At 46.1% G+C, this 20,122-nt stretch carries 17 protein-coding genes; 6 read left to right on the top strand and 11 right to left on the bottom strand.

All coding sequences use genetic code 11. The features are described 5' to 3' along the window. Nucleotides 1-41: 41 nt before the first annotated feature. Nucleotides 42-1,151 (bottom strand): TlpA disulfide reductase family protein, encoded by a 1,110-nt coding sequence (locus tag LS482_RS01685; protein ID WP_233030009.1) that lies wholly within the window; start codon nucleotides 1,149-1,151, stop codon nucleotides 42-44. A gap of 191 nt (nucleotides 1,152-1,342) precedes the next feature. On the opposite strand from LS482_RS01685, the gene LS482_RS01680 reads away from it, so the two are divergent. The 3 genes from LS482_RS01680 to LS482_RS01670 all read left to right on the top strand — a co-directional run bounded on the left by LS482_RS01680 (nucleotide 1,343) and on the right by LS482_RS01670 (nucleotide 4,337). After that, nucleotides 1,343-2,236, top strand: a complete 894-nt coding sequence (locus tag LS482_RS01680) for a LysR family transcriptional regulator (RefSeq protein ID WP_233030008.1) — start codon at nucleotides 1,343-1,345, stop codon at nucleotides 2,234-2,236. A 71-nt stretch (nucleotides 2,237-2,307) separates the two neighbouring features. Continuing rightward, nucleotides 2,308-3,300 (top strand): YeiH family protein, encoded by a 993-nt coding sequence (locus tag LS482_RS01675; RefSeq protein WP_233030007.1) that lies wholly within the window; start codon nucleotides 2,308-2,310, stop codon nucleotides 3,298-3,300. Between the two features lie 179 nt (nucleotides 3,301-3,479). Further along, nucleotides 3,480-4,337 carry an alpha/beta hydrolase gene (locus LS482_RS01670; protein WP_233030006.1) on the top strand — a complete coding sequence of 286 codons (858 nt, stop codon included), beginning with the start codon at nucleotides 3,480-3,482 and terminating at the stop codon, nucleotides 4,335-4,337. Nucleotides 4,338-4,409: 72 nt separating this feature from the next. On the opposite strand, the gene LS482_RS01665 is transcribed toward LS482_RS01670, so the two are convergent. From LS482_RS01665 to LS482_RS01630, 8 genes are all read right to left on the bottom strand, one after another. Then, a complete protein-coding gene (locus LS482_RS01665; RefSeq protein WP_233030005.1) occupies nucleotides 4,410-5,192 on the bottom strand; it encodes a DUF4440 domain-containing protein in 783 nt (260 codons plus the stop codon). 72 nt (nucleotides 5,193-5,264) lie between these two features. Further along, nucleotides 5,265-6,065 carry a helix-turn-helix domain-containing protein gene (locus tag LS482_RS01660; RefSeq protein WP_233030004.1) on the bottom strand — a complete coding sequence of 267 codons (801 nt, stop codon included), beginning with the start codon at nucleotides 6,063-6,065 and terminating at the stop codon, nucleotides 5,265-5,267. Nucleotides 6,066-6,244: 179 nt separating this feature from the next. Next, nucleotides 6,245-7,240: an aldo/keto reductase gene (locus LS482_RS01655; RefSeq protein ID WP_233030003.1), complete on the bottom strand. Its 996-nt coding sequence runs from the start codon at nucleotides 7,238-7,240 to the stop codon at nucleotides 6,245-6,247. Nucleotides 7,241-7,335: 95 nt separating this feature from the next. Beyond that, nucleotides 7,336-7,818, bottom strand: coding sequence for a c-type cytochrome (locus LS482_RS01650; RefSeq protein WP_233030002.1), 483 nt, complete (start codon nucleotides 7,816-7,818; stop codon nucleotides 7,336-7,338). A gap of 8 nt (nucleotides 7,819-7,826) precedes the next feature. Then, nucleotides 7,827-9,149: a PQQ-dependent sugar dehydrogenase gene (locus tag LS482_RS01645; protein ID WP_233030001.1), complete on the bottom strand. Its 1,323-nt coding sequence runs from the start codon at nucleotides 9,147-9,149 to the stop codon at nucleotides 7,827-7,829. Nucleotides 9,150-9,239: 90 nt separating this feature from the next. Beyond that, nucleotides 9,240-9,932 carry a LytR/AlgR family response regulator transcription factor gene (locus LS482_RS01640; protein WP_233030000.1) on the bottom strand — a complete coding sequence of 231 codons (693 nt, stop codon included), beginning with the start codon at nucleotides 9,930-9,932 and terminating at the stop codon, nucleotides 9,240-9,242. Further along, a complete protein-coding gene (locus LS482_RS01635) occupies nucleotides 9,929-10,969 on the bottom strand; it encodes a sensor histidine kinase (RefSeq protein ID WP_233029999.1) in 1,041 nt (346 codons plus the stop codon). The genes LS482_RS01640 and LS482_RS01635 overlap by 4 nt, the downstream gene beginning before the upstream one ends. Further along, nucleotides 10,966-11,211: a hypothetical protein gene (locus tag LS482_RS01630; RefSeq protein ID WP_233029998.1), complete on the bottom strand. Its 246-nt coding sequence runs from the start codon at nucleotides 11,209-11,211 to the stop codon at nucleotides 10,966-10,968. The genes LS482_RS01635 and LS482_RS01630 overlap by 4 nt, the downstream gene beginning before the upstream one ends. Between LS482_RS01630 and LS482_RS01625 the strand changes: the two genes are divergently transcribed. Both LS482_RS01625 and LS482_RS01620 read left to right on the top strand, forming a co-directional pair. Next, nucleotides 11,212-13,578, top strand: a complete 2,367-nt coding sequence (locus LS482_RS01625; RefSeq protein WP_233029997.1) for a TonB-dependent receptor — start codon at nucleotides 11,212-11,214, stop codon at nucleotides 13,576-13,578. A gap of 22 nt (nucleotides 13,579-13,600) precedes the next feature. After that, a complete protein-coding gene (locus tag LS482_RS01620; RefSeq protein ID WP_233029996.1) occupies nucleotides 13,601-13,915 on the top strand; it encodes a DoxX family protein in 315 nt (104 codons plus the stop codon). Between the two features lie 938 nt (nucleotides 13,916-14,853). On the opposite strand, the gene LS482_RS01615 is transcribed toward LS482_RS01620, so the two are convergent. Together LS482_RS01615 and LS482_RS01610 are read right to left on the bottom strand one after the other, a co-directional pair. After that, on the bottom strand, nucleotides 14,854-16,209 hold the full coding sequence (locus tag LS482_RS01615) for a glycoside hydrolase family 88/105 protein (RefSeq protein WP_233029995.1): 1,356 nt from the start codon (nucleotides 16,207-16,209) through the stop codon (nucleotides 14,854-14,856). A 27-nt stretch (nucleotides 16,210-16,236) separates the two neighbouring features. After that, nucleotides 16,237-16,959: a DUF6250 domain-containing protein gene (locus LS482_RS01610; RefSeq protein ID WP_233029994.1), complete on the bottom strand. Its 723-nt coding sequence runs from the start codon at nucleotides 16,957-16,959 to the stop codon at nucleotides 16,237-16,239. 325 nt (nucleotides 16,960-17,284) lie between these two features. Here LS482_RS01610 and LS482_RS01605 point away from each other — a divergent pair, with 325 nt between their 5' ends. After that, entirely contained in the window at nucleotides 17,285-20,002 is a 2,718-nt protein-coding gene (locus LS482_RS01605) for an exo-rhamnogalacturonan lyase family protein (protein WP_233029993.1), read from the top strand. Nucleotides 20,003-20,122: the final 120 nt, after the last annotated feature.

Raw genomic sequence — 20,122 nt, 5'->3', positions numbered from 1 at the left:
TTCTTCGGACAGCCTGTTTTTTGGGATGATATTCTTGTTTTTTACATTTCGAAAAGCTCCGCCAATTTGGCATCGAGCTCTTCTCCGCGAAGGTTCTTGGCCACGATCTTGCCTTCTGCATCCAGAATGAAAGTGGCAGGGATGGCCCGTACATTATACATCTGGGCTACAGGGTCTTGCCAGAACTTCAGGTTGGATACGTGGTGCCAGGGAAGCTGATCTTCTTCGATGGCCTTTTCCCAGTCTTCTTTCTTTTTGTCCAGGGAAACCCCGATAATGCTGAGTCCCTGTTCTTTATATTTGTTGTACAGGGAAACTACATGAGGGTTCTGGGCCCGGCAGGGCTTACACCATGCTGCCCAGAAATCGATAATGGTCACTTTTCCTTTCACATCGTTAAGGGCCAGGGTTTCGCCTTCTGGGGTCGGAGCGGAAAAATCCGGGGCTATGGCACCTACAGATACTTTGGACTCCTCTTCCATGCGGGAAGAGATCCTTTGGGCTACCTTGGTCTTTTTAACTTCTTCAGAGAGTGTGGAAAAGAGTTCTTTGATCTTTTCCGGAGTCTGTGATTTGGAGAGGAGCATTTTCTCTAAAACCAGGGCAGATATATAGGAATCCGGATTCTCATTTACAAACTGTACTTCATAAGCCTTGGCTTCTTCCTGGATGTCGGCATATGCTTCCTGCAGGGTAGCTATGGTTACCGTATCCCTTTGCTGGGAAGCTTTCATCATTTGCTGACGCAAAGCATTTATTTTTTCCCCTATACCACGTGTGCCGGAGATAAAACCGTAAAAATCGTCATTGGATGGCGTACCTCCCATTTTAGAGAAGTTGATACTGTCTTTATAGGCTTCTATTTCAATATCTCCGTTTTCGACGATAACCGGGATATTACCTATGCCATCTACTATAATATAATGTATTTGCGGAGTGTCTGCACTTCCCGTAAAACTGAATTCCCCGTTTGTTACTTTGGTAGAATCCACATCAACAGGTTGATTGTTTTCATCTGCCTTTTTCATGAACACCTGTTTGCCATCTTCAACACCGTCCATTTTTACGGTAATCGTGTAGCTGTCTTTGTTCTGATTGCCGCAGGCAACAGCAACAAGTGCCATAAAAATTAATACGCCGATCTTTTTCATTCATCTAATATTTTAATGGGTTTGTATGCAAAGTTAAACTTTCCGTCCACATAAGCCTGATGTTTAGGATAAAATTAAGGGAAAAGCATAAAAGTCGAGCTGCGAAAGAGCGTGGATCCTGCGGATAATTTGTGAAAAAATGATAAATAACCAATAACCGGCAGGCCGATTTTAATTCCTATTTTTACATCATGCTCGACTTTCGTTTAAAGGTTTTTCACACTGTGGCCAAACGCCTTAATTTTACCCGTGCAGCTCGCGAACTTTATATTTCACAGCCCGCGGTGACCAAACACGTAAAAGCTTTGGAAGATGCATACGGCATACAGCTGTTTGAGCGCAATGGTACGAAAATACAGCTCACCTATGGCGGGGAATTGCTGTTGAAAAGTACAGAAGAGATATTCGGGATTTACCGGAAACTGGAAACCGACCTGCACGCCCTGTCGGGAGAGCACGTGGGAAAACTGCGTATCGGTGCCAGCACCACCATAGCCAATTATATCTTACCTCGGGTACTTCCTGCTTTCCGGGAAAAATATCCGGACGTGAATATTGAACTGCGGGTGGGAAATACCGAATGGATAGAAAAATTGGTGAAAGAGAAAGAGATCGATCTTGGTGTTACCGAAGGATACTCCAAATCGCCGGGATTAAAATATACCCCTTTTATCCGTGATGAAATTGTATTGACTGCTGCCACGAACCACCCTTTGGCAAAGACGGGAACAGTTGATCCGGAAATATTACCGCAACATCCCTTATTGATTCGCGAACCCGGCTCGGGTACACGTGATGTTATAGCACATGCCCTTGAAACACTAAAGATTAAAATGGCAGACCTTAATATTGCCATACAACTGACCAGCAGTGAAAGCATAAAGTTATACCTGATACATTCGGAATGCCTGGCATTTCTCTCCGTGTATGCCATATTGAATGAACTCCGGAACAATACCTGTTGCATTATTGATGTAAAAGGACTGGAAATAGAACGGTCCTTTTATTTTGTCCGGTTACAGGGAAAAACCGATCTGCTGACTGATCTTTTTATGGATTTTGCCCGGCGTTATAACTACAGGTAATACCGCATTCCCAAAAGTGATTTCCAGGGTTCCGGCAGAAAAAGGAATTTTGCAGGGTAAAACCTTTGATCATGTACCGGAAATCAAAAAAAGGGATACATGCCGTAACAGGCACCGTCAAAAACATTCTTGATAAAAATGTCAGTATCCGTGAAGTTGTATTTATCGCCCTTGTTTTTCTTTGCCTCGCTCCGGCAGTTTCTCCGCCCGTTGCCCTGCTCCTCGGAGTGGTGACGGCACAGGTTGTGGGGCACCCGTATATACATCTCAATCACCGGGCGTCACAATTTTTACTACAGCTATCTGTGGTGGGACTGGGGTTTGGCATGCACGTAAACAATGCTTTAAATGCCGGAAAAGAAGGGATGCTGCTCACCACGGGTTCCATTGCAGGAACATTGATCCTGGGTGTTGTATTATACAGGATATTGAAGATTGAAAAAAAGACGGCATTCCTGATATCGGTCGGTACGGCCATTTGCGGGGGGAGTGCCATCGCTGCCATAGCACCTGTTGTACAAGCCGGGGAAAAACAGATGTCTGTGGCGCTGGGTGTGGTTTTTATCCTTAATTCCCTGGCCCTGTTCCTGTTTCCGTCAATAGGTCATTTTTTCGGTTTGTCCCAGAATGATTTCGGTCTTTGGAGTGCTGTGGCTGTTCACGATACCAGTTCGGTTGTAGGTGTAGCGGCAAAATATGGTATGGAAGCCCTTGAAGTGGCCACTACCGTAAAGCTGGCCCGGGCGTTGTGGATCGTCCCTGTAGCCCTGATGTCTTCCGTAATGTTCAGGACGGGAGGCGGCAAAGTAAAGATCCCATACTTTATAGGGCTGTTTGTCCTGGCCATGCTGCTCAACAGTTATGTCCCTTTCATCCGGAATATCAGTCCCTATATTCTGGACATATCCAAGTCCGGACTTACGCTTACCCTTTTTCTCATAGGATGCGGGCTTACCGGGAAGACCGTCGGCCAAGTAGGGGGCAGACTTTTTCTGATGGGATGTCTGCTCTGGATCGTTATCTCCGTATTTGCCTTATGGGCAGTTCTTTCCAAGAACACTTAAATTGTTTTTGTTTCATAAGAGCATCATCACAAACAGGGTGTTTTCAAGAAAAATAGTGGTCCGGTAGGGAAACAAACAGTAATGATGTGTAAATTGCAGGAGGTATAAAGAAGGTAAAATACCTCCTGTGTCTTTTTGATTTGACATCAGGGAAAAACCTGTTCTAAATTTCAGATATAATGATAACTATAGTACTCTCAAAACCATTACAAAGGAAATGTTGCACCCTTTTGTTGTTCCTTACGGGATTTACCGTATTCTCCCAGGACGTTTACAGGACAGAAACGGATATTTTATATTACGTTGATTCCCTGAATAATAATGATGCTTATGCTGATAAAATGTGCAGGTTAGACATTCACTATCCGCAGAATCTTAAAAATTATCCGGCAATCATATGGTTTCACGGCGGTGGACTTACCCAGGGAAATAAGGAGATCCCCGAAGAACTCAAAAACAAGGGGTTTGCTGTTATCGGTGTAGGGTACCGGCTTTCGCCCGGAGTAAAATCGGTGCAGTGTATCAAGGACGCGGCAGCAGCTATTGCATGGGTTTTTAAGCATATCGAAACCTATGGAGGTGATCCCGGCCTTATTTTTGTTTCCGGGCATTCGGCAGGCGGATACCTGACCATGATGACGGGTCTGGATAAGAAATACCTGAAACCTCACGGAATAGATGCCGATCGGATAGCAGGCCTTATACCGTTTAGCGGACAGGCCATCACGCATTTCAATGTGCGAAAGGAAAACGGTGTTGAGAATGTACAACCTGTCATAGACGAATATGCACCCCTGTATCACGTTCGTCCCGATGCCCCGCCCATGTTGCTTATCACGGGTGACCGGGAGAAGGAAATGTTGGGGCGGTACGAGGAAAATGCCTATCTCCGGCGAATGATGGAACTTGTCGGGCACAAAGACACGCGCTTATACGAACTGGATGGCTACGGACATAATATGGTGCAACCCGCATTACCTTTACTCATCCGTGAAGTCAGGGAACGTACAGAAGAAATAAAACGCAGTAAGAAATAAAGGGAAGCCTTCGGGATTGGTCTTACAGGTTATTAAAAAATTACACCTTTTATTTATATTTTTTATGAAGACTTAGTGTTCTGCGGGGATCAGGGTGGTGAATATGGCTTTCCATTTCCCGTTGTTCTTTAACATGATGGTGGTAGACCATTCGAAAAAGCTGAATACCTTGCCTTTGTACTTTCCTTCACTTGTTCCGAGTTGGGTGATGGTAGCGGTAGTTCCCTTTATATTTACCATTTTGGTCTCAAAGGCCATTTTGGTGTGTACAAGGTCCCCGCTCTTAACCGAACGGAGGAACTGTTGTTTGGTAGTAATGCCCTGTGTTCCCACAATACACCAATCGCTATCCATAAATTGCTCCATTTTTTTCACATCGTTGGCCGCTATGTATTTATTCCATTCGTCTTCTGTTTTTCTAACTTCTTCGATCAGGGCAGACTGTTCTTCCGCAAAGGGGTCATAAGAACCGAAATTCCACAGGTGGCCTTCCGGATCATTACAAGAGTAACTTTCTCCTCCATACTCCTGGACCTTGAAATCAAGCGCTATTTTCGCACCCTTTTTTACAGCGTTCTCATAATGTTCCCTTACATTATTTATAATTACGTAGGGACTTTGCGTGGAACGGCCTTCGGTATCGTCGGGATGAATAATGAGTTTTTTATACGGGCCCGGCCCGTTGTGTTCTCCCAGCATGATCATGGTATTGCCGAGTTTTAATTCGGCATGTATGACCTTTCCGTTCTCCCTGTAAACTTCATGTGCCTTAAAACCGAATGCTTCTTCAAGCCATTCTATTGCTTTTTCCGGTTTTTTATAGGTAAGGCAGGGGATAATTGACGTTGCTTCCATGTTAACGATTTTTGATCAAAATTACACTGTAAAAAATTCTGAAAATTGGAAAAAAACGACAGTTTCCGTATTTCAGGGCGCATAAAAAGCTTCATTGGCCTTTCCTGAAAAATAGGTTTTGGGATTGTACCCCGAAAACTGTTTGAATTCATGTATGAAATGGGCCTGGTCATAATACCCGAAATCATGGGCCATTTGTGTCAGGGTCGTGTTTTTCATTCCATAGCTATTGAGCAGGGATTCAAAACGCACGATCCTCGAAAAGGTTTTAAGGGAGAAGCCTATGTGTTCTTTAAACTTGCGTTCCAGTTGCCTTTCCGACAATCCGTACTGCCCTTTCAGTTTTTTCAGGTGTACCGCGCCACGATGGTGCTGAATGCTTTGTGCCGCGTGAACAACTTCCGGTCTTTCGAATTCGGACAGGCGTTGTTCAAAAAAACGGTTTATGATATGTAAGCGCCGGACGTTGTTTTCGGCTGTCATCATTTTTTCTTCCAACACTTTTCCTTCCTGTCCGAGTAACGTGACCAGGTCGGGTACCTGATTTTTGATCTCCAATGACGAAACCCCGAAGAGTACGGGAATAGCATAAGGTTGAAGAGAGATTCCGAAAATCCCGAAATCGGAGTGAATCCCGAAACGCCTTATATTGTCGGTTTGTGCATGGATACCGGTCAGGAAGTAATTGCCGGAGGCCCCGTAAGGCGTCATTTCCTTAAAGGTCCCCTTGTAGTGAAACAGGAGTTCGGGAGCGGGGCTGGCCATTGTCCTGTGAATAAACGGCCCTTTCCCGGATACACTATCCTCATAAATCCAGTAGCACCGTATGTAAGCGTACAGTTTTCCGGACGGTTTAATGGTGAGGTATTTCATGCTCCGCTGGTTTTAGGATTATGAGTAACAGGGATGTTAAACAAAGCTATGAGGAACTTTTGAGTCAGGCAAGTTTTCCGGTTGTTGATAATAACCTTGTATAAATAAAAAAACATCCCGGAAATAAACTGAACGTGACATTTCGGGGATGTTTTTTCACAGAAGGAGAAAAAGGAAAATTACAATTCCAGTTCTACCCGGTTGAGTTTTTCCGTAATTTCTGAAATTTCACTTTCGGATAACATTTTTTCAGTGGCCGCGGCATTCTGTACGGCCTGGGCCTTATTCCTGGCGCCTACCAGGGTAATGGTGATACCGGGTTGTTCCAGGGTCCATAAGATCACCAGTTGCCCCAGGGTCAGTCCCTTATCATCTGCAATCGGTTTGATGCTTTGCAGAAAATCATTTGTCCGCGTAAGGTTGACATCCTTGAAATAGGGATTGGATGCCCGGTGGTCGCCCGGGGCGAATTCGTGTCCGGGTTTTAATTTCCCGGTGAGCAAACCGCGTTCCAGCGGACTATAAGCCAGGATGCCTTTTTGATGTTCCAGACAGTAGGGAACAACCTCATCTTCAATTCCTCTTTTAACCATACTGTAAGGCACCTGGTTGGAAGCCAGTAGAATATATTTTTCGGCTTCTGCCATTTGTTCCGCATTGTAATTGCATACACCGGCATGGCGAACCTTACCCTGCTCTATAAGCTTTTCCACAGCTTCCATGGTTTCCTGGATGGGTGTTGTAACGTCAGGCCAGTGGATCTGGTACAGGTCTATATAATCGGTGCCCAGTCTTTTCAGGCTGTCCTCACATTCCTTGATAATGCTTTCCTTCCCTGCATATTTATAAATATCGATATCCTCCCCCTCATTATTCTGGCTGTGAAAGGCAAAGTCTCCTTTGGTCAGGTCCCAGCGCATACCGTATTTGGTGAGGATCTGTACTTTGTCACGGGGAATATCCTTAATAGCCTCACCCACAATTTCCTCACTGGTGCCCTGCCCGTAAATGGGAGCGGTGTCTATAGAGGTTACGCCCATATCGTAAGAAGCTTTTATGGCATCTACGGCATCCTGTCGTTCCGTACCGCCCCACATCCATCCTCCGGCTGCCCAGGCGCCAAAAGTTACTGCGGATAGGTTAAGGTCGGTAGTTCCTAATTTTCTATATTTCATAACTTACTTTTTTATATATTCGATAAATAAACAGTCTGTTTTTCCGGGTTGTTTTACAAACCGTATCACACCCTTTTGCTTAGCAGTGAATGTATTTACCCGTTTGTATTTTCCCTTATGACTTTGACTTCCTTTTCAGCTACGGGTGTTGCGGTATTGCCAAAGCTGTTCCGGATATAGGAAAGCAACTGTGCTATTTGCCGGTCACTTAAAAAATCGTGGGGAGGCATTACATTGGCGTAGGTCTGCCCGTTAACCTCCAGCCCTGCATCCGAACCGTTAATAATAATCCGTATGAGTTCGGTTTTGTCTCCCGTTACATATGTCGTTTCACGGAGTGGCGGGTTAAGGTTGGGCACGCCGCTGCCGTTGGCCTGGTGGCATGTCGCACAGTATTGTTTGTATACTTTTTCACCTTCCGGATATGCGGCCTCCGCCTGTTTTACGGGAATCGGCTTTTCCGTGGTTACCGCTGTTTTCGTACCTCCGGTATTTTCTTCCTTTTGTGTCCCGTTTTTACAGGATGTGACGACAAGGGAAAGGAGAAAACAAACACTTAAAGCAAGAACGTGTTTCATGTTATGTATTATTCGGCATTGTATATTATCCTGTAAATGGTGCCATTGGCGTCATCTGAGACGTACAGCGAACCGTCGGGGCCCTGTGCCAGTCCGCAGGGCCTGTGTTCGGCATCTCCGGGAGACATGATAGGCCCTTCTCCGGCAAAGCCCCCGGCAAAAACTTCCCAGTCCCCGGAAGGTTTTCCACCCTTGAAGGGAACAAAAGCTACCATAAAACCTTCCTGTTCTTCCGGGGCCCTGTTCCACGAACCGTGAAAAGCCACGAAAGCACCGTTTTTGTATTTTTCAGGGAACATGGACCCCGTGTAGAACAAAAGCCCGTTGGGGGCCATATGTCCGGGAAAGGCCACAATGGGGTCAATGGCATTTTTCCCTTTGCCTTCTTCCGGAACTTTTTTTCCGTCCCCTCCGTATTCGGGGCTTAATATGTTTTTCTCCTGTATTTGGTCGTAATAGATGTACGGCCAACCGGCATCATCGCCTTTTTCGATTTTATAGAGGGCCTCGGCCGGTAATTCGGCGGAAGCCCTGACGTCATAGAGTTCCGGGAACAGGTCGTGCAGGTTGTCCCGGCCGTGCTGCATAACATACAGTGACTGGTCCTGCCTGTTCCAGTCCAGCCCCACAACATTCCGGAGCCCGGTAGCGTACCGTGTGCCCTGACCGTAGGATTGTTTCAGGGCATTGGCCTTAAACTGCCAGATACCTCCGGCAGAATCCAAAATGGGGCAGGGGTACATTCCGGGGGAATCCTTGGTCCGGTCCCGTTCCTGGCAGGCATTGGAATAGGCTCCGATATTCACGTAAATATTATCGTTATCATCCAGGATAATGGATTTTGAATTGTGCTGACGCCGGTCAATGAGGCCGTAAACAATAGTGTCCGGCGCATTTGTTTTTTCCGGCAGGCCGTTTTCATCCAGCGGATAACGGAACACCGATGAATTGGATGAGGCATAAAGGTAATTGCCCTTTAATGCGATCCCGGTTCCGCCGTAATCTCCGAAGCCCGTATTGCTGTCGGCCCTGCCGTCTTTATCCTTATCGGAAAGGATAATGATCCCCTTTCCGTCCCTGGTCCTGTTCAGTTTTACGAGGATATCGCCGTTCCTGTTTACCACAAGGTGCCGGGCTTCACCGATACTGTCGGCTACTTTCAGCGCCCCGAATCCTTCGGGCAGTTTCAGTTCCGCATTGTTTTTGTCGGGTACAATAGTTCCGGGGGCGTTGTCCTTGTTTTTTGTAGAACAGGCAATGGCACTGATCGCGATACATGCTGCTACGGGAATATACCACCGGCTGAAATATGAACGCGAAAACTTCTTCATAGCATGATTTTTTTTGATTTTACAGAAATGGATTGCTGCGGAAAGTTACAATAATACTTTTAATTCTGGTAATCGTTTTCCGGCAGGGATTTATTTCAGGAATCGGGAAATAAAGGTGTCTTTATACGACCTGCCGATGGGCACTTTATGATTGCCTTCGAGAGATATCCGGTTACCCGAAATTTTCCTGACCTTTGATAAATTTACAAGGAAGGATTTATGGACCCGGTAAAAGTCCTGGTCTTTTAATTTCTCTTCCCAGTTTTGCAGTGTTTCTGTGGTTAGGTGCTTGCAGTCCGGTAAATACAGTTCGGTATAGTCCATATCCGATCCGATATAAATGATATCACTGCTGTTCACTTTGTAATATTCATAACCTGACTTTATAAAAAAATCCTTTCCCTTTCCGTGCTTCGCATTTTTTGCGGAACGGGACGGGGGAGGCATGGCTTTGTTGACGGCCTTGACAAACCGTTCAAAAGAAAATGGTTTCAAGAGATAATCCACTACATCAAACTCGTAACTTCTTACGGCATAGTCGGAAAATGCCGTGGTAATGATCACTTTTGGCGGGTGTTTTAAGGTGGTCAAAAAATCGATACCCGATATTTTGGGTAAGTGGATATCCAGAAAGATCAGGTCGGTTTTTTCAGATTTCAAATAGTCCAGTGCCGCGATCGGGTCGGAAAAACCCGCTTTCAGTTCCAAAGTGCCCAGATCCCGGATGTATTTTTTCAGGATACGCTGTGCAGGAGCCTGGTCTTCGATTATGATACAATTCATCTTTTGTTTCGTTTATGGAGCTTTATTTTAAGAAAAACCTCGTATTTCCCATCCTCTTTTCCGATACGGAGTTCATGTGATTTGGGGTACAATAACTGGAGCCTTCGTTTAACATTATCCAGCCCGATGCCACTGGAAAGGCTCTTGATATTGGATGCTTCGGAAAAGGAGTTTGTACACCGGAAATGCAGTATGTTTTCCTTCATAAAGATATTGATGGATATCTGGATATTTTCACTCTGACTGGACATGCTGTGCTTGAATGCATTTTCAATGAACACCGGAAATACAAGCGGGGCCACAAAAAAGCCGGAATCAACAGGTCCGCAGGAAAGATCGATCTTTGAACGATCTTCCAGTTGCAGTTCACTCAATTTTACAAAGTCCTTCAGGTGTTGAATTTCCTTTTCCAAAGATACGTATTCCGTTTTGCATTCATACAGTATATACCGGAGCACCGATGATAATTCCAGGATAATTTCCGGGGTTTTCGGAGAGCCTTCCAGCGCATAGGAATACAGGTTGTTTAAGTTGTTGAACAGGAAATGCGGATTGATCTGTGACCTCAGGAACTGTAATTCACTTTCCTTCACCGCATTTTTGAGATCGTCCAGTTCGCGCTGTTTTTTCAGGGCATCCCATGCAAATTTAAAACCGGCCAGAATGGTTATCGTGGGCATGGCATTCAAAAGATTGTAAAAGACTCCCGGGAAACTGGTCCCCCGGGTAGTGGGAAAATAGATTTTTTCAATAATCCCCTCTTCTATAAAAATAACCACGCCGATCAGGACCAGCATATAGGAGAAAAAATGCCAGTATTTTTTCCGGTAAAGGTATCTGGGAAGCAGGAGGTAATTGATCACAAATGCGGCAAGAACATAGTTCAGAAAGAACGCGATCTCATAGCCCTCTATTTGTGTTTCGATCCTGTCGCCCACCCGGTCCAGCGAATAAAAGATAAAGACCATCCCCAGTAAAAGTACCTGGAAAAGGATTTCGTAAAACAGTGGCCTGGATATCCTGAAGGGTAATTTCATACTATAAAAATAGGATTTCCGGCCGGTTTACCGAAGCTTAACCTCCGAACGGCAGAATTAATCCCCTGACCTGCATAAGCGGGAACCTGACCTGTTGTGTTTTTATCATTTTTTTTAGAAACGGTTGCGGGAAGACGACGGATATGTCGTTCACTGGACAAAAATTGCCGTTCACCCGGTCTTTGTTGTTTGTTTATGATTTCATATGTCTCTTTGTAAGTGAAAAAGTCAAAAAAATGCATATGAAAAGTTTACTGAAAATCGCATTGTCCGGAATTTTATTGTGCTCCGGCCATTTTCTTATGGCCCAGGAGCGCAAAACGGTCACCGGAACGATTGTAGATGCTGCCAACCGGGATGTACTCCCGTATGCCACGGTGGTGATCACAGAAGTTTCGTCGGGTACCAGGGTCACCGGAACAACTACAGATGAAAACGGTGATTTTGAGGTGTCTACGACAGCAGCAGATTTTCTTGTCGAGATCAGTTTTATGGGGTATCAGAATAAAACGGTCAGAGATTTTGATACGAGACAAACCATTGACCTCGGGGAAATAACGTTGTCCCCGGATGCCGAGGCCCTGGACGAGGTAGTGATAGAGGGGGAGCGTTCTACGGTGGAATTCAAACTCGATAAACGGGTCTTCAATGTGGGGTCCGATATCAGCAGTACCGGGGCCGGAGCGATGGATGTCCTGAACAACGTACCTTCCGTTAATGTAAGTATTGAAGGGGAGATCAGCCTTCGGGGAAATACCGGGGTTCAGATACTGATTAACGGCAAACCTTCCGTTCTGGCCGACGAGCAAAGCAATGCCCTGGGCACAATAACGGCCGATATGATCGAAAGTATAGAGGTGATTACCAATCCTTCGGCCAAGTATGAAGCGGAAGGGACTTCCGGGATTCTGAATATTATCCTGAAAAAAGAGGAGAAAAAGGGATTTAACGGTTCGGTATCGGCCAATACGGGGACGCCGGACAACCACAGTATAGGGGTAAGCCTGAACAGGAGAACGGATAACTTCAATTTTTTTACACAGTTTGGCGCAGGGTATCGTTCGCTGCCCAGTGACAATGAAAGTATCAACAGTAACTTACTGGACAATACTGAAGTACGGAGTAACGGAACAGAATACCGGAACGAGGCCTTTTTTAATATCACACTGGGGACAGACTATTACATTAATGACTATAACACATTGACCCTGTCCGGGAACTTTGCTTATGAAAAGGAAGACCAGCCTTCGGAAACGACGCTTGGCTTTTTCAATGCCGAAGACGTGCTTACATCCGAATATTTGAGGGACGAAAATACAACGGCCAATAACCCCAAGTATCAGTATGACCTGCAGTACAAAAAACAGTTCAGGAATAATGAAGACCACGTGTTGTTGTTCAGTACCCTGGGGAGCTTTTTTGGCAAGGATCAGTCGTCCGAATTTACCAATACTCCGACAGTAGGCTCTGGGGCCGACCCGGACCAGCGTACCGCTACGGACTTTTACCAGCACGATTTTGTATTTAAACTGGACTATACCAACCCGTTTTCAGAACAATTTACCCTGGAGACCGGTGCGGCATACGAAATTAACAATGTAGGGAATGAATATGCCGTGTTCAACCTGGAAAATGATGAGTGGATTGCAGATGAGAGCCTCACCAATAATTTTGAATACAAACAGAAAGTTCTGGGGTTCTACGGAACCGGAGCATATGAAGGTGAAAAATTCGGGGTTAAGCTTGGCCTGAGAATGGAAAATACGGACCTCAATACCTTACTCACGGGCACAAACGAAGAAAATGAGCAGAATTATACCAATTTTTTCCCTTCGGCTCATACCTCTTATAAACTTTCTGACAACCATTCCCTGCAACTGGGCTATACCAGGAGAATTTCAAGGCCGCGACTGTGGGACCTCAATCCCTTTTTCAACATCAGGAACAACTATAACGTCCGGAGAGGAAATCCCGATTTGCAGCCCGAATTTGCAGATTCCTATGAGATCACCGGTATTTTTATTTTTGAAAAGGCATCGCTGAACAGCAGCGTTTACCATCTCTATACCACCGATGTGGTAGAGCGGGTGTCGACATTCGAAAACAATGTCAATATAACCATGCCGATGAATATCGGGACCAACCGGAAGACCGGGCTGGAGATCAACGGTAAATACACTCCGGTAAGAATAATTACACTGAGTGGGGATTTTAATTACGGATTCTTTCAGCGCGAAGGAAACTATGAGGAACAGAACTTCGATTTTAGCGGCGACCAGTGGTCGTTGCGGCTGAATTCAAAGATCAAGCTTCCGGCCGATTTTGACCTCGAACTTACCGGAAATTATGAGTCTGGCTATCCTACGGTCCAGGGTGAAGTTTCCGGTTTTGCCTTTGCCGATGTCGGGATAAGGAAGAGGCTTTGGAACGGGAAGACCATAGTCAACATGGGAGTACGTGATATTTTTGCCTCCAGAATACGGGAGTCTTACGTGTACCAGGAGGACTTTTCCGTCTATGATTTCTCCAAAAGAGGCCGCTTTTTCACTTTGGGTATAAGCTATAGCTTTGGTAAAGGAGAAGCAATGACCTATTCGGGCAGAAGATAGTGCCCTGTAAAATTAATTCCGGATGAATATGTTGTATAAAACCGGATATATTCCATATGCCGGGGCACTGGGGGTATTGGTTTTAAGGGTTTCCCTTTCCGTATTTCTCCTTGCCGGTCACGGATTTGAAAAGTGGAACATGCTGTTCAGCGGTGACCGGGTGGATTTCCCCGACCTGTTTGGCCTGTGCCCGGAACTCACCCTCGGTCTGGTTACATTTGCCGAGGTGATTTGCAGTATTCTCGTGGCAATAGGGTTATTGACAAAAATGGGCGGTAATCCCACTGATATGCTCCATGTTCGGTGTTGTTTTTTTCATATATGGCGAAGGCGGTGATGCCATACGGGAAACGGCTTCCCTTTACGGAATAGGGTTTGCTGCCCTATTGTTTACCGGGCCGGGGAAATTTTCGGTAGATGCCCTGTTAAAAAGGGAAGGTTAGGTTATTGGGCTTCTTTGTATTTCCGTAAAGTTTGTTTTTATCATCCGTCGGAATGGCATAACAATTGCAGTTGTTTTAGGTCTTAGTGCATGACAAAAATTGTTTTAACCGGGTTGCTCGGAAAATCAGTTTTGCCCCTCCCTAAAGAGAGCCTTACTTTCCTCGATCTTAATGTCATTTAATTAGTGTTCTAATAGTCTGAAAAGATATATGTTCAATATCTTATCAAAAGAAGGAGCCCTGTAAAACTTAAAAAACGATATACTTAAAATCAAATCAAAAAAACAAAAAATAACTGCAAATCATTGTTATTTAATCTGATACAATATTTTTTTAAAAATTAACGCATCACCAGTAATATATAGTTATTTGTTTATATGGTTGATAGTCATTCTTTTATATCGAATACAGGTCACTCTCCGATAAATAATTAATCCATAAGCAGAGATTCACTTGATCAGAGGGTTGAATTATTACGCGAAAAAGAAATATCCGGATGCACTTACGGCTTTTCAAAATGCCCTGGAATCACCTCAGAACCTGAGAGCAGGAAGGAGTAGCTGAGAATACGGGCAAGTGGAGACGCTTTCCCGGTCTGAACCGGGTTCAACCATACCTGAAGGCATGAAGAAAAAATCATTTGTTATTTGGGAATAGCGCTGTCTGTTGCCCTTTGTGTGGGGAGGTCAAAAATAAACTTTTTAATTTTCAGGTTTTACTTGTTTTTTTGATACTGATCGATATGATTTGGATTCATCTGATCTGTGGAACAACCAAGCGGGCGAATGTTTGTTCAGCACATTGTCGTATCTTTATACGATGCCATACCAAATCATTCATCAGTCAACAATTGTAACGAACTGTCATTGATCTCAAACCGGTGTTTCTCCAACATATTAAGGACTTCCGCTCCTGCCAGTAATACGGGGCCATACCCGTGCGCTGCATAAACATTAACAGGGCGATAATAATAAAAGGCCGGGTCAAAACCCATCCCGGTGCCTACGCAGGTACCTTCTACTTGGCCTTTTTCATTGACCTTGGTGGCCACGGCATTCCATCCCAGGAGCACAGCGGGAGCGTAAGCGAGTTTATCTACATAGCCCTTGTTGATGGCCCGGGCAATGGAGTAGGTGTAAATAGCTGTAGCGGAAGTTTCCAGATAGGTGTCGGGCCGGTCCAGGAGCTGATGCCAGAAGCCGGTACCGTCCTGGTAGGAAACCAGTCCCTTTACATGGGCTTGCAATTGGTGCAATATTGTTTTGTATCCTTCGTGTTCTTCCGGGAGTACATCCAGCAATTCTACCAATGTCATTATTGCCCAACCGTTTGCACGACCCCAGTGAAATTGCGGGTGTACTTCCATGGCTTCTACCCAGCCGTGCATATAGAGCCTTTTTTCTTTATTGAACATGCGTTCTGAAAATTGCAGGACCTGTTTTACGGCGTCGTCAAAGTATTTTTTCTCACCGGTGAACTTTCCCATTTGCGCCAGTGCCGGAACACTCATAAACAGGTCGTCGAGCCAGATGGTATTGGGTTGGGGACGATTACGGGCAAGCGTACCGTCTTGCAGGCGAAATTCTTTAGTACTTATGTAATTGATATAATTGTCAATAACGGGATCGAGATCGGCCTTGATCCCCTTTCTCCTGGCTTTTATCATGGCAGCACATATTGCTCCCGCATCATCGAGGGCATGTGGGTCGAGGACAGAGCGGATGGGCGAAGCACTTTGCGGGTCTTTTTTTAACTGCTTCCGGTAATGCGGAGCAATATCGGCAATGAGCTTCAGACGTTTATAGGTGTATTCGGTATACTTTTTGTCGCCGGTAGCTTCTCCTGCAAGCAGCATGCCGGCATAAGTAACACCCCATTCATAGCTGGTGAGCCGAAAATCTCCCGGGGCAAAAACGGTATTTTTATCAAGTTGTTTCAGGTTGGTGATCTCCTTTTGGGTTTTGCTGTTCACCAATTTGGCCGGGGTAACGGCGTTCAGATAGGTATATACGCGGTCCAGTACTTTCAGGACATCATCTGCCCCGGGTTTACCATAAGGCGTCGGATAATCGGGTTGCAGCAGGTGTAGCGGTGTGTTGGTATCCGTTATCGTTTGCTGTTGTGCGGTCGAGGACCATCCCGAAGCGAACAGGATAGTACACAGGAGTAATTTTTTGTAGATAGTCATCGTTGTAGTATTGATCATTATGTGGAATTATTTCAGTTGGTAAACTTTAAACCGGTCGATCTCCTGCCGGGATTTTACGGTCCTGAAACCGAAATAGCCTTCCCGTAGGGGCTCCGGGTCTGTATAGGAAACGAATTCCCGGTCATTGACAAAAACCTTTGTGGTTCCGTTGTATACCGAGATCTTTATATGGTATTCCCGGTTCGGTTTCAATAATTTTTCTTCGTTGTCCAGGTCTGTGAGCAATTTTCGTTCCCCGTCACCCGTGTATTTGCGAAAGCGCGTTGTGCTGTTGTAATTACCGCCCATCCCGAAATAATAAAGTGATAGGGCATCGTATTCGCTGAAAACACCTGTTCGCGTAAACAGGTCGGGGTTCCGTGGATCGGAGGCCATCCAGAACTGGTTGAGGTCGGATAAACGGTCGTTACCGCCTTTAGCTACAATAACTTTTCGCCTGTATTCTATGAGAATATTTCCCGATAGTTTTTTGCGGAACCAGACCGTGGCCCCGTCGCTTACATCTATAACCAGTTTATTCCGGAGAACCTCTACCCGGGAACCTGGTGACGCAGGTGTTTCCACCACCCAGTTTTCCAGGCCCGAGTCAAAGTCGTCGCTGTATAAAAGCTTTCCTTTTACGCGAAAATGATCGGTTTGTCCGTAAAGTCCGGATACGAAAAGTGTCAGGAACAGCAAAAGTATCCTTGTTGTTGCAGAGGTGGTGACGCTATTTTTATCAGTGTTCATAGGACCGTATTATTTACTTTTTAGGCGAAAAGACGCCTGAAAGAACCAGGGATATAATTTAAGCAGTTCTTTAGTATAAGCAAACCAAAATATTGGACTTTCTCATAATAACCATCCTGTACTGTGATGTTTTAGCAAAGGAAAGTTACATATCTTATCCGATTGAAACCGGCTTAAACAGGCTCTGCGACTATCCCCCCGATAAACCAGCATAGTACAGGATGCCTGATTTTTTTTCTGATAATACCTTAGACTTGCCGGAATTGAGATATTGCGGGAAGGCAATCCCGACGCTGCACAGGTAAGATCCACTAAAAAAGAACAGATGAAACAAAAGATAGACAGGAGAACTTTCGTAAAACAATCGGCAATGTTGTCATCTTCACTTTGCCTGGCCCCGACCGTAATGTCGGCTATAGGGTTTAATGAGAACGAACCACAGGCCAAACCGGTTTCGCTTCACTGGCTGGAAGACGGTAAGGCAAAAAGAATAAGTGGTGTTACGTGGGGTGTTCCGTGGCACCGCGGACAGGTAAAGAAAAGTACCGATTTCTGTATTAAAGATACTTCCGGAGGGCAGGTCCCGGTACAGACCTGGCCGCTGGGTTACTGGCCCGACAGTTCTTTGAAATGGACAGCCCATGCCATAGGCGCAGGTGAAAAAATACAGGGGATGAGCCTGATCGCCGGAGAAAAATCGTTGTACGACAGCGCACTCAGCGTAAGTGAAAACGAGGAAAATATATCCATAAATACAGGCCTGATCTCCTGCACGGTCAATAAAAGAGGAAATGTGCTGATCTCTTCCGTCCGCAGAAATGGCAGGGAAGTCCTGAAAGAGGGCCGTCTGGTAATGCTCCGGCAAAATGACAGCGACAGCGGGGGTGGAAACCTCATCACAGATAAATTCCTGGGAGAAATGGAGCAGGTTGCCGTAGAGCAGCAGGGACCGGTTAGAACGGTGATAAAGCTCGAAGGCAAACACGCTGCCCCGGGGAAGGACGCATGGCTTCCTTTTGTAGTCCGCCTGTATTTTTATGCGCATAGCGAATCGGTCAGGATCATGCACACCGTGATCTATGACGGTGATGAAAACAAGGATTTTATAAAGGGCCTGGGATTTACTTTTTCGGTACCCATGAAAGATGCACTACACGATCGGCACATACGTTTTGCCGGGGAGGAGGACGGGGTGTTCGGAGAAGCTGTCCGCGGCCTTACCGGCTTGCGAAGGGATCCCGGAAGCGCCATCAGGGAAGCACAGCTTTCCGGTAAAAAGACACCGTCCCTGAGCGAATTTCCCGAAAATGTAGCTTCAAGATTGGATTATATCCCGGCTTTCGGCGATTATACGCTCTCGCAAACCCATCCTGACGCATTTGAGATCAGGAAAAGGACAAAGGCCGGACAGGGATGGCTGAAATCGGGTTTTGGCCGTCGTGCCCCCGGAACGGGATACCTCGGAGGCCCTTCCGGCGGTGTCGCTTTTGGCATCAGGAACTTCTGGCAAAGCTATCCGGCACAACTGGATATCAGGAACGCACATACGGATACCGGAGAGGTTACACTTTGGTTATGGGCTCCGGACGCACCTGTCATGGATCTCCGCTTTTACCACGATGGCATGGGACAGGACACTTATGCCAAACAACTGGAAGGATTGGAGATCACCTATGAAGATTATGAGCCTGGTTTCGGAACCCCCAAAGGAATAGCCCGGACCAGTGAAATGGCCCTGTGGATATTGCCGGAAACCCCCGAAAGGGAGAAGTTTTCCGGAATAGCCGACCAGGTCCAAACCCCACCGGTTATTACGGTTTCCCCGGACTATATGCAAAAGACAAAGGTATTCGGCAGAACATGGTCCTTACCTGACCGTTCGACACCCGTGGGGCGGAAAATAGAAGACAACCTGGACCGGTACTTCGGAATTTACAGGGATCAGGCAGACCAGCACCGCTGGTACGGATTCTGGGATTACGGGGACTTTATGCACAGCTATGATGCCGACAGACATGTATGGCGTTACGATGTGGGCGGTTTTGCATGGGACAACTCGGAGCTGTCCACGGATATATGGCTGTGGTTGTATTTCCTGAGAACGGGAAAAGCCGACGTTTTCCGGATGGCGGAAGCCATGACCCGGCATACCGGTGAAGTGGATGTGCACCACCTGGGCCCTTATGCCCCCCTGGGGAGCAGGCATAACGTGCAGCATTGGGGATGTAGCGCCAAACAATTGCGTATCAGTACGGCGGCCAACAGGAGGTATTACTACTATCTCACGGCAGATGAAAGGGTAGGGGACCTGATGGATGAACAGATCAATGCCGTGGATACCCTGGTGAAGATCCAGCCTACGCGAAAAGTGACTGACAAAAAGGTTTGGGAAAGCCATGATCCCAATTGGGTTCACGTAGGATTTGGCACGGACTGGGGAGCTATTGCCGCAGCGTGGCTAACGGCCTGGGAAAGAACGGAATATAAAGAGATAAAAACCCGGCTGCTGAACAGCATGAAGACCATAGCGGCACAGCCCAAAGGATTTTTCTCGGGAGGCAGTAAAATGAATCTCGCTACCGGGGAATTTGAGAAGGTATCCCATAACAGGGCATCTGCTTCCCACCTTAGTGCGGTGTTCGGGCTGGCGGAAATTTGTATGGAATTGGTGGAACTCGTGGATATGCCTGCGTTTGAAAAAGCATGGCTACAGTATTGCGAATTTTATAATGCCGGAGCAGCAGCACAAAGGGAAGCACTTGGCAATGCCCTGGGCAGGCTCAATCTCGGGCAGGCCCATTCACGATTAACGGCATTTGCCGCTTTTCGGAAAAAGGACAAAGAACTTGCCCGAAGGGCGTGGGACGAATTTACAGGCGGAAGAGCGGGCTATAAACTAAAAGCGCCAAAAATACAGGTCATTGACGGCCCGGAGGTGCTCCGCCCCGTAGCGGAAGCCCCTGTGTCTACCAATGCCACGGCACAATGGGGGCTTGCAGCCATCCAGTGTATGGCCCTGGCAGGGGAATATTTGAAGGAATAGCCCGAGTGGTCAACTACCGGTCTCCCGGGGTCCGGATCAAGGGAAATTATTCAAGTAAACTTGTTGGAAAACAACTTTGTTTAATGTTTGAGTTTGATTATTTATTATGCCAAACAAAAC

The organism is Sinomicrobium kalidii (assembly GCF_021183825.1).
In the GTDB taxonomy this organism is placed as follows: domain Bacteria; phylum Bacteroidota; class Bacteroidia; order Flavobacteriales; family Flavobacteriaceae; genus Sinomicrobium; species Sinomicrobium kalidii.
This window is presented reverse-complemented; position numbering and strand designations above follow the sequence as displayed.